Source organism: Palleronia pontilimi (assembly GCF_016412875.1).
GTDB classification, from domain to species: Bacteria; Pseudomonadota; Alphaproteobacteria; order Rhodobacterales; family Rhodobacteraceae; genus Palleronia; species Palleronia pontilimi.
The window spans coordinates 59,070-73,099 of sequence record NZ_JAEKPD010000013.1; the positions used below are offsets into that span (position 1 = coordinate 59,070).

Sequence of the window (14,030 nt, forward strand, 5' to 3'; positions counted from 1 at the left end):
TCCACTTGGATGTTCTATGGATGATCTTCCCGGGCCGAACTGTCAATGGCCAATCATAACGCGCCATGACGAATTTGGGTCGGACTGCTATGATCGCGGGCGAAACATTCGGGAGGCGTGGCATGAAACGCTCGCAGATCAATGCAATCATGGACGACGCGCGCGCGCTGATCGAACGCCACGGCTTCGTGCTGCCGCCCTTCGCAGACTGGACGCCCGATGAGTTCGCGAAGCGCAAGGACGCGGCGCGGCATGTCATCGATTCGCGCTGCGGCTGGGACATCACCGATTACGGCAAGGGCGATTTCGACGCGATGGGGCTGTTCCTGTTCACCCTGCGCAACGGGCTTCTGTCGGACCTGCAGCGCGGCGGCGGCATGTGCTACGCGGAAAAGCTGCTGATCTCGCGCCGCGACCAGCTGAGCCCGACCCATACCCACGCCATCAAGGCTGAGGATATCATCAACCGGGGCGGCGCGACGCTTGTGGTCGAGCTTTACGGGTCGGACGGCGACGGCAATTTCGACGATACCGCGGGCGGCACGGTGCTGTGCGACGGGATCGCGCGCGATTTCGGCCCCGGCGAGAAGTTGCAGCTGGCCCCGGGCGAAAGCGTCACGCTACGGCCGGGCGACTGGCACGCGTTCTGGGGCGACGGCGGCGACGTGCTGATCGGCGAGGTTTCGACCGTGAACGACGACGAGACCGACAACATCTTCCGCGATCCCATCGGCCGCTTCGCGCAGGTCGAGGAAGACGAAGCCCCCCGCCACCTGCTGGTCAGCGACTACGCCACCTGGCTGGGCTAGAGCGTGCGGACCAGCCGGAGCGCGTCGTAGATCGCCGCGTGGGTGTTGCGCGCGGCCACGGCGTCGCCGATGCGGAAGAGCTGGAACGCGCCGTCGGGGTTGCGGGTGACGGTCTGCGGCGCGCCCGCGACGAGGGCTTCGTAATCGACCTCGCCCCCGTTGGTCGCGTCGCGCGTCAGCTCGAAATAGAGGTCGTCCAGGGGCCGCGTGCCGTGGTTGACGATGACCTGGTCGACGTCTCGGGTCCGCTTGAAATCGCCGTAATCGCTGCCCAGCGTGGCGCGCAGCGCGTTGCCGTGGCGCTCGACGGCGTCAAGCTTCCACATGACCGTGGTCGTCACGTCGCGCTGTTGCAGCACGCGCATGGAGGGCGTCAGCGACATGGCCATGACCTCGGGGGCGAAGGCGCGGTCGCGGGTGGTGATCTCGACCCGCGCGCCGGTCTCGGCGATGCGCTCGGCGGCTTGCAGCCCGGCGTAGTCGCCCGCGTCGTCGTAGATCAGGACGTTGTCGCCCGGGCGCACGTCGCCCGACAGGATGTCCCACGTGGACGCCACCAGGTCGTCGCCTTCGTCCAGCACTTCGGTATGCGGCAGGCCGCCGGTGGCGATGATGACGACGTCGGGCGCGTCTTCGCGGATCGTGTCGGCGTCGGCGAAGCTGTTGAAGCGGAAGGTGACGCCCAGCCGGTCGCATTCGGCGTGGCGCCACTGGATCAGTTGCAGCATTTCCGAGCGGCGCCTGGTCTGCGACGACAGGCGGACCTGCCCGCCGGGATCGTTCGCGGCCTCGTGGACGGTGACTTGATGCCCGCGCAAAGCCGCCACGCGCGCGGCTTCCAGACCGGCGGGACCGGCCCCGACGACGACCACGCGGCGGGGCGTGTCGGTCTTGGCGACCTGGTGCGGCTGCTCGATCTCGCGGCCCGTGGACGGGTTGTGCAGGCACAGCGCCATGCCCCCCTGGTAGATCCGGTCGAGGCAATAGTTCGCGCCGACGCAGGGGCGGATGCGATCCTCGGTGCCCGCCATGATCTTGGCGACGATATGCGGATCGGCCATGTGGGCGCGGGTCATGCCCACCATGTCGAGCTTGCCGGACGCGATGGCGTGGCGCGCGGTGGCGACGTCCTGGATCTTGGCGGCGTGGAAGGTCGGAAATTGCGTGGCCGCGCGGATCTCGCCCGCGAAGTCCAGGTGCGGTGCGCTGGCCATGCCCTGCACCGGGATCAGGTCAGAGAGGCCCGGATCGGTGTCGATATGGCCGCGCACGATGTTTAGGAAATCGACCATGCCGCTGTCCTTCAGGCGGCGCGAGATTTCCATGCCTTCGGTCTTGTCGATGCCGCCCGGCTGGCATTCGTCGCCCGCGTAGCGCACGCCGACGATGAAATCGGGGCCGACCCGCTGGCGGATGGCGGCGAGCGTATCGAACAGGAACCGCAGGCGGTTGTCGAGCGGGCCGCCATAGGGGCCGTCTTGGGCGTTGGTGAGCGGCGAGGTGAACTGCTCGATCAGGTGGCCGTAGGCTTCCAGCTCGATCCCGTCGAGACCCGCGGCCTGCATCCGCTCGGCCGCGTCGGCGTAATCGCGGATGATGCGCGCGATGTCCCAATCCTCGGCGCATTTGGGAAAGGCGCGGTGCGCGGGCTCGCGCTCGTAGCCTGCCGACACGACCGGAAGCCAGTCGCCCTTGTCCCAGCGGGTGCGGCGGCCCAGATGGGTGAGCTGGATCATCACCGCGCAGCCGTGGTCGTGGCATTCGTCCGTGAGCTTCGCCATCCAGCCGACCACCTCGTCCTGCCAGGCCAGCACGTTGTTGAAGACCGGCGGGCTGTCGCGCGACACCGACGCCGAGCCCGCCGTCATGGTCAGCGCGACGCCGCCCTTGGCCCGTTCCACGTGGTAGGCGCGGTAGCGGTCCTTGGGCATCCCGTCCTCGGGATAGGCGGGTTCGTGGCTGGTGATCATCAGCCGGTTCTTCAGCGTCAGGTGCTTCAGCTGGAAGGGCTGGAGAAGCGGATCGTTGGACATGAAGCGGCCTTTCAGATGTCGAGCGTGACGTCGCCGATGGGGTGCGAGCAGCAGGCCAGCACGTAGCCTTCCGCGATCTCGTCTTCGGTGATGCCGCCGTTGTGGACCATGTGCACGTCGCCCGCGATCTTGCGGGTCTTGCAGGTGCCGCAGACGCCGAAGGTGCAGCCCGTGGGCAGGCGCACGCCGCTGGTCTTGGCCGCGGCCAGCAGGGTTTCGGTCTGGCGCATCCGGGCGGTCTTGCCGGAGCGGGCGAAGCTGACCTCGACCGCCTCGGCCGCGTCGGGCACCACGTCTTCGGGCGCGTCGGTCACGTCGGCGATGGGGGCGTGGAAACTTTCCTGGTGGTAGCGGTCCATGTCGTAGCCGAGGCCCGCCAGAGCCTCGCGGACCGCGCGCATGAAGGGTTCGGGGCCGCAGCAGAACACCTCGCGCTCCAGGTAGTCGGGCGCGACCAGGCCCAGGATCAGCTGGTTGAACTGGCCCTTGATGCCGGTCCAGGGGGCGTAGGGGTCGGCCTGTTCGACCACCCATGTCAGCGCGATCCCGGTGGAGCGCGACGCGATGTGTTCCAGCCGTTCGCGGAAGATGATTTCCGACGGGCGGCGCGCGCAGTTCAGGAACACGATGTCGGGGTCGGCGCCCGCGTCGTACATCTGCGTGGTCATCGACATCATCGGCGTGATGCCGGACCCCGCGCTGATGAACAGGTATTTCGCCGCCGGGTGGACGTGGTGCGAGAAGTCGCCGCCCGGCCCGGTGGCCTTGATCGCCATGCCGGGGCGCAGGTGGTCCAGCATCCAGCGCCCGCCGATGCTGTCGGGCTGGGCCTTGACCGTCACCGTCAGCGACGTGGGCCGCGAGGGCGCGGACGAGATCGTGTAGGTCCGGTGCAGCGGCCCGCCGGGCACCGGCAGCTCGAGCGTGACGAACTGGCCCGGCTTGAAGTGAAAGAGCGCGCCCGATTGCGGGCGGAAGGTGAAGGTCGCGGTGTTGGCCGTCTCGGGCAGGACGTTGACGCAGGTCAGCGCCTCGGAATCGGTCCAGAAGGCCAGCGCGGGGGGCGTATCGGGGCGCATTATTCCGCGGCGAGCCGGGCTTGCGCCTGGGCGCGGATCATCGTGTCGGCATACCAGTCCACGAACTGGCTGACGCCCGATTCCCAGTCGGGGCTGTAGGGGCCGGGGCGATAGGCGGGCTGGTTCACGCCGCGCTGGTTGTTTTCCACCACCTCGCGGTCCTGGTCGTTGGTGGCGATCCAGACCTCGGTCAGGCGGTGCAGGTCGTAATCCACCCCTTCGACGGCATCGCGGTCCACCAGCCAGTAGGTCGTCAGCTCGGTCTCGGTCGCGCTGACGGGGTTCAGGCGGAACAGCATGGTGATGTCGGGCAGGAAATGGTGCCAGCCCGACGGGTAGTGGAACTTCAGCAGCGAGCCCGCTTCGCGCTTGGCGACCCGGCCCAGCGGGCGGCGGCAGGCGGGCTGGCCGTCCAGCGTGAAGCTGACGGCGCCCACTTCCAGCGGCATCCGGGCGAAGCGGTACTGGCCGTTCGTGTCGATGCGGAACTGCGCGGGCGCACCGGCGGCTTCGCAGGCGTCGAAATGGGCCTGCAGACGGGCCGAGATGCTGCCATCGGGCGACACGCCCGCCACTTCGGGATCCAGCGGGAAGGACGCGCAAAGCTCGGGGTGGTTGGCCGAGCAATGGTAGCATTCGCGGTTGTTTTCCCACACGAGCTTCCAGTTGCCATGCTCGACGGAGGTGGTGGTGTGGGCGACCTTGGCGCGGTGCAGGTCGTGGATGGCAAGGTAGGGGTGCGCCAGCGCGGCGAAGGCGTCGAAATCGGGGGGCGTGTCGGCCAGGCAGATATAGATCAGCCCGTCCAGGTCGCGCAAATGCACCGGGTGCAAGCCGTGCGCCCTGGGATCGAAGGACGGCCCCATGTCGCGGGCCCAAAGCAGGCTGCCGTCCAGGTCGTAGGTCCATTGGTGATAGGGACAGACCAGCTTGGCGACGCGGCCCTGCGCCGCCTGGCACAGGATCGAGCCGCGGTGGCGGCAGGTGTTGTGAAACGCGCGGATCCGCGTGTCGGCGCCTTTCACGAGGATCACGTCATAGGCGCCGATCTTCACCCGCGCGTAATCGCCCGGCTTCTGCAACTGCGCCGCCGGGATCGCGAACAGCCAGTCGCGGTAGAAGATCGCGTCCAGATCCTGCGCGAAAATCCCGGGATCGGTATAGAAGGCCCGCTCGAGCGAGTGTCCGGGTTGCCTGTGGGCCAGAAGATCAGCGGCAAGAGCGGTCATGGCGGGACACCCGGTGGTGATGATTGAGATAGGTTCAGCTAAATTGGATCTCTGCACCGTTTTCAACGGCACTTATTTTCAGCTAGGATGAAGTGAACTCATCCATTGCAAGGCGCCGCCCATGCCACGCCCCTACAACCTGCCCTCCCTGCGCGCGCTGAGTAGCTTCGAGGCCGCGGCCCGCCACCTGAGCTTCAAGACGGCCGCGCGCGAGCTGAACGTGACGCCCACCGCGATCAGCCACCAGGTGCGCGCGCTGGAAGACGACCTGGGCCAGCCGCTGTTTCGCCGCCAGCATCGCGGGGTCGAGCTGACCGCGGCGGGCGCGTATCTGTTCACGACGTTGCAGCGCAGTTTCGAAGCGATCTCGGACACGGTGGACGGGTTGCGCGGCACCGGGCGCGACGGCGTGACGGTGCTGGTTTCCACCGCCATGAGCGCGCTTTGGCTGACCCCCAAGCTCACCGATTACTGGCGTCTGCATCCCGACAGCGAGGTGTCGCAGATCGTGTCGGACGCCGACATACCCGACGCTGCCGCCGATCTGAGCCTGTGCTACGGGGACATCGACGCCGATACCGGCGACTGCGCCCTGCTGTTTCGCGACCGGATCTGCGCGGTGGGCGCGCCGGGTTTCGCGCGGCGCCACGTCATCACCCAGGCCCGCGATCTGCAGCGGGCCCCGCTGATCCACATGACCGACACGCGGCACCAATGGACCGACTGGACCGGCTGGCTGGGCGCGCTGGGATGCCCCGCGCCGCGCGGGCACAGGATCGCGGTGAACAATTACATGATCGCTTTGCAGATGGCGAAGGACGGGCTTGGCGCGGTGCTGGGTTGGGACGGGCTGGTGGGACCGCTGATCGAGGCGGGCGAGCTCGACCAGCTGGTGGACGACCGGATCGTGTCGCCGAACTGCTTCTACATCAAGACCCACCGCCGCGCGTCGGACCCGGCGCGGCGGTTCCGCGACTGGCTGGTGTCGACCCATGCGGGTGCGGTTCCGGTGGCGCGGGTTGCGGAGTGATCCCGTTTCGCGGACAGATGCGGGGCGGGCGAGCGGAAGGACAGGGCGATGATGGATTGGAGCGGCGCGGGCGCCATCGTGACGGGCGGCGCGTCCGGTTTGGGGGCCGCGACCGCGCGGGCGCTGACCGAGGCGGGGATGCGCGTGACGATCTTCGATCTGAACGAGGACGCGGGGACAGAGCTGGCCCGCGCCTTGGGCGGCGGCTTCGCGCGGGTCGACGTGGCGGATCCGGCGTCGGTCGCGGATGGCATCGCAGCGGCCGAGGCGGCCCACGGCATCCCGCGCGCGCTGGTCAATTGCGCGGGCATCGGCCCGGCGGCCAAGACCGTATCGCGGGGTGCGGCACACGACCCTGAGCTGTTCGCGACCGTGATCCGGGTGAACCTGCTGGGCAGCTTTTACTGCGCGTCCCAGGCGGCCGCGCGGATGGTGGCGGCCGATCCGCTGGGGCCGGACGAGGCGCGTGGCGCGATCGTGAACACCGCGTCGGTCGCGGCGTTCGACGGACAGGTGGGCCAGGCGGCCTATGCCGCGTCGAAGGGCGGTATCGTGGGCATGACCCTGCCCATGGCGCGCGACCTGGCCGACAAGGGCGTGCGCGTGTGCAGTGTGGCGCCGGGACTGTTCCTGACGCCATTGCTCGAAGGCTTGCCGGAGGACGTGCAGCAGTCGTTGGGCCGACAGGTGCCGTTCCCGTCGCGGCTGGGCGATCCGGCCGAGTTCGCAGCCATGGTCGCCCATATCCTGGCCAACCCGATGCTGAACGGCGAGGTCATCCGCCTTGACGGCGCCATCCGCATGGCGCCGCGCTGACCGGGCGCCAGCTTCGCTCGATGGCGCGTTGCACGGGTGAAACAGCCCGGACCGTTCCGCCGCCACCGGCACTGATCTGTCGACTTTGAAGCTGCACGCCGCATTATGGCCCCCGTGTTGCACCCGCCGCGTCGGGTGCGCTGCTTTCGGGATGGGTCGATGACAGACGAGCGCATGTCCGGCGAAACCGCCGACACGAAAGGGCTGCTCGCGCATTACCCGTGGGTCCTGGGCTTCGCGATCCTGCTAGTGGTCGCGCTGCACGTGTCGGCCTTCCGAAGTGCCGGATTGTCGCAGGATTACGACTCGGTCCTGCGGCTGCTCGAACTGCGCGACTTCATGGCGGGTCGGGGCTGGTTCGACACCGTGCAGCCCCGCGTCCTGCCGCCCGAAGGGCTGGACCTGCACTGGTCACGACTGATCGACGCGGTGCTTGCCGGGGCGATCGTCTTCGTGTCATTCTTCGTCGATCCCGCCCGCGCCGAGACGGCGGTCCTGTTCGCCTGGCCCGTCCTTCTTCTGATCCTGCTGATCGCCATCAGCGGTGCGATGGTGCGCGAGCGTTTCGGCGACAAGGCCGCGTCGCTGACCGTGCTGGTCGCCGCCACGTCCCAGCTGCTGCGCGGCGTCTATTTCCTGCCGGGCCTGATCGACCATCACAACGTCCAGATCGTCGTGATGGCGGGCGTCGCCTGGGGGCTTCTCAGCGACGGGGATCGCACCCGGTCGGGCCTCGCGGCCGGGGCGCTGACCGCGCTGTCGCTGGCGGTCGGCCTGGAAGCCGTGGGCTTCATCGCGGTCGCGATCGTGTTCCTGGGCCTGCGTTACATCGCCTTGGGCGGATGGGAGGCCGAGCGCGTCGGCGGCTTCGGCCTCGCTTTGATGCTAACCGCGCCGCTTCTGTTTCTTGCGCAAACCGCGCCGTCGGACTGGACGGTGCCTCATTGCGACGAGCTGGCGCTGCCGGTCCTGTGGGTTACGACCGTCGCGGGGCTATACCTGCTGGGACTGGCGCGGATGACGCGCGACGCGACAAGGCCGGAGCGCGTGCGGGTCGCCTTGGTCCTGGCGGTGCCTGCCCTGCTGGCGTTGCTTCCGGCCGCGCAAGCCTGCGCCGACGGGCCTTACGACATGGTCTCGGACATGGTGAAGCGGATCGTGGTCGCCAATGTCATCGAAAACCTGCCGCTGAGATTCTTCCTGGTCCACCTACCCGTGCAGGGGTTGTCGATGGCCCTGCCCTTCCTGTGCGTAATCCTGCTGCTGGCACCGACCCTTGCATCGGGCAAAGCGCGGGACGCGCGGGCGCTGTCCGTGGCCCTATCGCTGCTGGCGCTGGCCGTGAGCCTCCTGCAGGCGCGCATGATGATCTGGGGCTTTGCGACCCTGCCCGCGGCCCTGGGCGTCGCGTTTCACGATTTCACGCGCCAGAACCGGATCAATCTGGTCTGGACCTTCCGCCTGCTTCTGGTAATTGCCGCGAGCTTTCCGCACCTCTTCGGACTGGCTTTCGTCGGCCTGTCGGCGCCCGCGCCGTCGCAGATCGCGTCGCCCACGGAGGATCCGCGCTGCGTCACCCGAGAAGCGATCGAAAGCCTGAACGCCCTGCCGCCATCGCTGATCTTCAACCCCATCGAGTTCGGGACGCTGCTTCTGGTCCATAGCCCGCACTCGGTCACCGGCGCGTCCTACCACCGCAGTCCGCGGGCGCTGGAATACGGGATCGTGCCATTCCTCTACGAGCAGAGCGACGCCTTGCGCGCGGCCTTGGCCGACACCGGCGCCGACTACGTGATCCTGTGCCGGGGCAAGTCCTATGGACCGGACACCACGGTTGCGACACGCCTTGCCGCGGGCGAGGATGTGGACTTCCTGACCGACACGCCTGTTCCGTCGGGCGGCGACATCCTGCGCGTGCTGAAAGTCGACAAGGACAAGTTGTGAGATGACTTAGGGGCTGTCCGGTTGGTGCCGGACCTGGCCTAATGGTCGCAAGGGGATGATTTCTTTCCGGCGGACGCAACAATTGTCAGAAACTAATATTTGTCACAGGAAATGCCCGCTATCGTGATCCCGCGCCGGTCCGCAAACCGGTGCCTTGGGGTTTGATTTTCTGCGGGGGTCTGTACGTGAATTTTTTCGGAAAAGCGCAAGCGAAGGAAAGTCGACCTTCGACGGCGGAAGAGCATAAGCCCGCGACGGGGGCGGTCGCCGAGAACGATGCGATCGATCCGGCCGGGATGACCGACCCGACACCGCCCGCGGCCAAGGATGCTGAACCGCAGCCCGCCAAACCTGCCGAGCCGTCCCCACCACCCATGGCGGAAGACGCGGAACCCGCCGTGCCGACGCCCGACACGATGACGGTGCCGAGCAACCAAACCAGGGCCGCGCTGGCACGCCAACAGCTGTTCCTTCCAGGCAAGCCGCCGAAGACCATTTCCGAGACCGGCCTGAGCGATGCCTACCTGATCAATCTGGTCTGCAAGGTCATGCATTCCGGCGGCACCATGACACCCGCCGAGATCGCGGACGTGGTGAAGCTGCCGAAGCTTGTCTGCCGCCAGCTGATCAAGCTGATGACCGAGAAGATGCTGGTCGAGGCGCAGGGATTGGAGACCAGCGATATCAAGTCCGACATTCGCTATTCGCTGACGGACTTGGGCAAGAAATGGGCGCTCGACGCAATGATGGTGTCGCAATACGTTGGTCCGGCCCCGGTGACGCTGAAGGTTTTCGAGGAACAGATCCGCCGCCAGTCGATCAACCACGAGGAAGTGCATCGCAGCGAGCTGGATGCCGGATTCTCGCATCTCGTGATCCCCGACATCCTGAAGGCCCAGCTGGGACCAGCGGTCAATTCCGGCCGCTCGATGTTGCTGTACGGCGAGCCCGGCAACGGTAAGACGTCGCTGGCCGAGGCGCTCGGCGGCACCTTCGTGGACGTCATCAGCTTTCCGTACGCGATCCTGGTGGGCAACCAGGTCATTCGCTTCCACGACGACACGCTGCACGAGACGGCGGACCTGCCGCCTGGCATCGACCCGATCGATCCGCGCTGGGTGCCGTGCAACAGGCCGGTGGTCATCGCCGGTGGCGAGCTGACGCTGGATATGCTGGACCTGCGGTTCGAGCAGACGGCGCGGTTCTACGAGGCGCCGATGCACCTGAAGGCGCTGGGCGGGATCTTCGTGCTGGACGATTTCGGCCGCCAGGTGGAAGTGCCGCAAGCCTATCTGAACCGCTGGATCGTGCCGCTGGAGAAGGGCTTCGACATCCTGTCGCTGCACACGGGCAAGAAATTCAGCGTGCCGTTCGACCAGCTTGTCGTGTTCTCGTCCAACATGCTGCCCGAGGAAATGGGCGATGACGCCGCGCTGCGCCGGATCTATTTCAAGATCCACGTGCCTTCGCCCACGCGCGAGGATTACCTGAAGATCTTCCGCGATGTTTGCGATGCGCAGGGAATCGACTGGAACGCCGAGGTGATGGACGCTTTCTTCCAGCGCAAATACGAAGAGGGCGGCTTCGTGACGTCCGGAGCGCATCCGGGCTTTTTGGTGCAGCACATCTTCGCCGCCTGCCGCTATCTGGAGCGCGAGCCGGAGTTGAGCATGGAGCTTCTGGACTTGGCTTGGCGCAACGTGGCGGCCAGCAAGAAACGCTCGATCCGCGCCTAGTCCGACGCGGCGCGGGCGGCCTCAGGCGGGGGCCATCTGCAGGAACAGCTTGATGATCGTCATCATGATCGGCACGACGACAATGATCAGGCTGACCGGGAACATGAAGAAAGCCATGGGAAACAGCATCTTGATGGGAAGCTGGTTGGCCTTTTCTTCGGCCTTGATGATCCGCATCTGACGCATTTCCGCTGCGAAGCTTCTGAGCGTCCGGCTGACATCCGACCCCAGCTCATGCGACTGGCGGAAAAGTACGGCCAGCGTGCGCGCCTCTTCCACGCGCACGCGTTCGGCGAAGTTGGACAGCGCTTCGTGCAGCGAGCGCCCGGCGCGCATTTCGAGGTTCACGAAGGACAGCTGCACGCCGAAATCGGGCACGGTCTGCAAGAATTCGCGCGTCACGCGGTCGATGGCGGCATTGATGCTGAGCCCGGCATCGACACAGACCAGCAGCAGGTCCATGAAATCGGGGAACAGCTTGCGGAACTCGCGCATCCGCTTCTTTCCGCGACGTTCCAGGAACCACGAACACAGGATGAAGACCAGTCCGCCCGCGATGCCGCCGAATGCGTAGGCCGCGGTCGTGCTGGCCTCGGGCAGGACGATCGGGAAGAGGACCTGAACCGCAAGGAAGACCAGGACCACGCAACCAAAGCGCAGCAGGTTGAACTTGTGGATTGCCGAGCTTGAGAAATAGCCGGCCTGAACCAGGCGCATCCGCAGGCTGTCGGCGCTCTCTTTGTTCACCACTTCAAGGTAGTAGCGCATCTGCTCGTTGCCCGAGCCGAGCAGTTCGTCGATCTGCTCGTCGGCCTTCCGCTTCGAGCGCGCGGCGTTCATGTTGCGCTCGACCTCGCGGCGCTGCACGACAGCGTTGATGATCGTGAAGGTCAGGATGAGCACCGCGGTGAAGATGGCCGCAAGGACTAGCGTTTCGTTCACGTCCATTGTTCCCCGTCTATCGACGCCCAGGCCGGGCGCTCAGAAATCGAAATTGATCAGTTTGCGCACGACCAGCATGCCCAGAAGCATGAAGAACAGGCAGAAGCCCACGATCAGCCCGCCATAGCCGCTTTCCCAAACTTCGTCGAAATAGGTCGGCACCATGGTGCGGATCATCGCGAAAAGCAGGAACGGAAACAGCATCATGATCCAGGCCGTCACGCGCCCCTCAGCCGAGATCGCGCGGATCTTCGCCTTGATCATCAGCCGGTCGCGGATCATCTTGGCCAGGTTTTCCAAGATCTCCGAAAGGTTGCCGCCGGTGCCGCGCTGCACGGTGATCGTCACGGCCAGTAGGTTGAGCTCTTCGGCGCCGACCCGGTCGACCATGGCCAGCAGCGCCTGGTCGATGCTTGAGCCGAAGGTCATCTGGTCGGTCAGGATCCCGAATTCGCTGCCGATCGGATCGGGCATTTCGCGGGCGACAAGGGCGATCGCGGCATTCGTGGGGTGGCCCGCGTTCAGGCTGCGCACGATGATGTCGATCGCCGGGGCCAGTTGCGCAGTGAATTTCTTGATCCGCATTGCGCGGATGCGCAGGACCGTCATCGCGCCCAGAAGCAGCGAAATCACGGCGGCGAGCACGAAATTCACCGGTGTAGGCAGATCCAGGAATATGACCAGCAGCAGGTATGAGGCGAGAGCGCCGAACACCAGATAGGCGACCATGCGCGGACGGCTCGTCTCGAGCCCGCTTTGGGCATAGATCCGTTCCATGACCTGCGCGAGCGAACTGCCATCGCGCCCGATCCCGCGGCGCAGCAGTAGGTTGGTATAGGCTTCTTCTGTGCCTTGCTTCAGCTTGATGTTCTCGAGCCGGTTCTTGATCTCGCTTGAGCTGCGCCGGGACGCGAAGACGAAGCGCAGGACCGTGTCGACGACCAGCAATGCGGCCGCGAAGACCAGTCCGTAGATCAGGATGAGATTGTCAAACATGGCTCAGAGCACCTTGGACGGATCGAAATGTTCAAGCGGCACCTTCAGTCCCATCGATTTTAGGTCCTCGAGGAAGCCGGGCCGGATGCCGGTCGCGCGGAATTCGCCCAGGATCGTGCCGTTCTCGTCGACGCCCAGCCGCTTGAACCGCATGATCTCCTGAAGCTGGACCACGTCCTGCTCCATGCCGGTGATTTCCGAGATCGACGTCACCCGGCGCGTCCCGTCTCGCAGGCGCTCGAGCTGGATGAACAGGCTGATGGCCGACGTGATCTGGCTGCGGATCGCGTTCAGGGTCATGGGCATCCCGGACATGCCGACCATCTGCTCCATCCGGGAGATGGCGTCGCGCGGATTGTTGGCGTGGATCGTGGACATGGACCCCTCATGGCCGGTGTTCATGGCCTGCAGCATGTCGAAGGCTTCGCCGCCGCGCACCTCGCCGATGATGATGCGGTCGGGGCGCATCCGAAGCGCGTTCTTTACCAGGTCGCGCTGAAGGATCTCGTTGCGCCCGTCGATGGTGGGCGGCCGGGTTTCCAGCCGGACGACGTGGGGCTGTTGCAGTTGCAGTTCGGCGGCGTCTTCGATGGTGACCAGGCGCTCGTCATGCGGGATATAGGCCGACAGCGCGTTTAGCATCGTCGTCTTGCCCGAGCCGGTGCCGCCCGACACCACGATGGAGATCTTGCCTTCGACCGCAGCCTTCAGAAGCGTCGCCATGCCCGGCGCCAGCGCGCGGGCGCCGACCAGCTTGTCCAGCGAATAGGGCCGTTTCGAGAATTTGCGGATCGACACTTGCGGGCCGTCCACCGCCACGGGGCGGATCGCCACGTTCACGCGCGAGCCGTCTGCCAGGCGCGCATCCACCAGCGGCGAGCTTTCGTCGACCCGGCGTCCGACCGAGGCGACGATCTTGTTGACGATCCGCAGCAGGTGATCTTCGTCCTTGAAGCGGACCTTGGTGGGGATCAGCTTGCCGCCACGCTCGATATAGACGGTCTTGGGCCCGACGATCAGGATGTCCGAGATCGTGTCGTCTTCCAGCAGCGGCTCGATCGGGCCGAGGCCCAGCATTTCGTTGCCAATATCGTCGATCAGCTTGTCCAGCTCGGTCGAACTGAGCGGGAAATTGTGATCCTTCGCGTAGCTCCGCACCAGCGGGCGCAACTCGTCGTGGATCTCGTCTTCTTCCATGGTGTCCAGGATCGACAGGTTAATCTTGTCGATCAGGAATCGGTGCAGCGTCACCCGCTCGTCGATGAAATCGGGCGAGTCCTGTTCGGGCCGGGCGACCCCGTTGCGGTCGCGCCCGCCTTCCTTCGCGCCGTCCGACGTCTTCAGCACCAGCGGCTGGTCCTCGACGACCGCATCGTCCTGCGCGGGTTGGGATTTTCTGTAAAATCGACCGACCAT

At 66.0% G+C, this 14,030-nt stretch carries 11 protein-coding genes; 5 read left to right on the plus strand and 6 right to left on the minus strand.

Features of this window, described 5'->3' with window-relative positions; genetic code table 11:
* The first annotated feature begins 122 nt into the window (after positions 1 to 122).
* A complete protein-coding gene (locus ILP92_RS12870; RefSeq protein WP_198916817.1) occupies positions 123 to 809 on the plus strand; it encodes a D-lyxose/D-mannose family sugar isomerase in 687 nt (228 codons plus the stop codon).
* Here the strand turns inward: ILP92_RS12870 and ILP92_RS12875 are convergent.
* The 3 genes from ILP92_RS12875 to ILP92_RS12885 are packed head-to-tail and all read right to left on the minus strand — an operon-like array spanning position 806 to position 5,150.
* Entirely contained in the window at positions 806 to 2,842 is a 2,037-nt protein-coding gene (locus tag ILP92_RS12875; protein WP_198916818.1) for an NADH:flavin oxidoreductase, read from the minus strand. The two genes, ILP92_RS12870 and ILP92_RS12875, sit on opposite strands and share 4 nt — an antisense overlap.
* An 11-nt stretch (positions 2,843 to 2,853) precedes the next feature.
* Positions 2,854 to 3,921: an FAD-binding oxidoreductase gene (locus ILP92_RS12880; RefSeq protein WP_198916819.1), complete on the minus strand. Its 1,068-nt coding sequence runs from the start codon at positions 3,919 to 3,921 to the stop codon at positions 2,854 to 2,856.
* The gene (locus ILP92_RS12885; protein ID WP_198916820.1) at positions 3,921 to 5,150 is read right to left on the minus strand and encodes an aromatic ring-hydroxylating oxygenase subunit alpha; all 1,230 of its coding nucleotides are present in this window, start codon (positions 5,148 to 5,150) and stop codon (positions 3,921 to 3,923) included. Before ILP92_RS12885 ends, ILP92_RS12880 begins: the two co-directional genes overlap by 1 nt.
* Positions 5,151 to 5,271: 121 nt before the next feature.
* Here ILP92_RS12885 and ILP92_RS12890 point away from each other — a divergent pair, with 121 nt between their 5' ends.
* From ILP92_RS12890 to ILP92_RS12905, 4 genes are all read left to right on the plus strand, one after another.
* Entirely contained in the window at positions 5,272 to 6,180 is a 909-nt protein-coding gene (locus ILP92_RS12890) for a LysR family transcriptional regulator (protein ID WP_198916821.1), read from the plus strand.
* 51 nt (positions 6,181 to 6,231) lie between these two features.
* The gene (locus ILP92_RS12895; RefSeq protein WP_198916900.1) at positions 6,232 to 6,996 is read left to right on the plus strand and encodes an SDR family NAD(P)-dependent oxidoreductase; all 765 of its coding nucleotides are present in this window, start codon (positions 6,232 to 6,234) and stop codon (positions 6,994 to 6,996) included.
* A gap of 159 nt (positions 6,997 to 7,155) precedes the next feature.
* Positions 7,156 to 8,940, plus strand: a complete 1,785-nt coding sequence (locus ILP92_RS12900) for a hypothetical protein (protein ID WP_198916822.1) — start codon at positions 7,156 to 7,158, stop codon at positions 8,938 to 8,940.
* A 296-nt stretch (positions 8,941 to 9,236) separates the two neighbouring features.
* Entirely contained in the window at positions 9,237 to 10,676 is a 1,440-nt protein-coding gene (locus tag ILP92_RS12905) for a DUF8689 domain-containing protein (protein WP_198916823.1), read from the plus strand.
* A gap of 21 nt (positions 10,677 to 10,697) precedes the next feature.
* Here ILP92_RS12905 and ILP92_RS18870 read toward each other — a convergent pair whose 3' ends face one another.
* The 3 genes from ILP92_RS18870 to ILP92_RS12920 are packed head-to-tail and all read right to left on the minus strand — an operon-like array spanning position 10,698 to position 14,030.
* Positions 10,698 to 11,618 carry a type II secretion system F family protein gene (locus tag ILP92_RS18870; RefSeq protein ID WP_214650047.1) on the minus strand — a complete coding sequence of 307 codons (921 nt, stop codon included), beginning with the start codon at positions 11,616 to 11,618 and terminating at the stop codon, positions 10,698 to 10,700.
* A gap of 39 nt (positions 11,619 to 11,657) precedes the next feature.
* A complete protein-coding gene (locus tag ILP92_RS12915; RefSeq protein ID WP_198916825.1) occupies positions 11,658 to 12,614 on the minus strand; it encodes a type II secretion system F family protein in 957 nt (318 codons plus the stop codon).
* A gap of 3 nt (positions 12,615 to 12,617) precedes the next feature.
* Positions 12,618 to 14,030, minus strand: coding sequence for a TadA family conjugal transfer-associated ATPase (locus tag ILP92_RS12920; protein ID WP_198916826.1), 1,413 nt, complete (start codon positions 14,028 to 14,030; stop codon positions 12,618 to 12,620).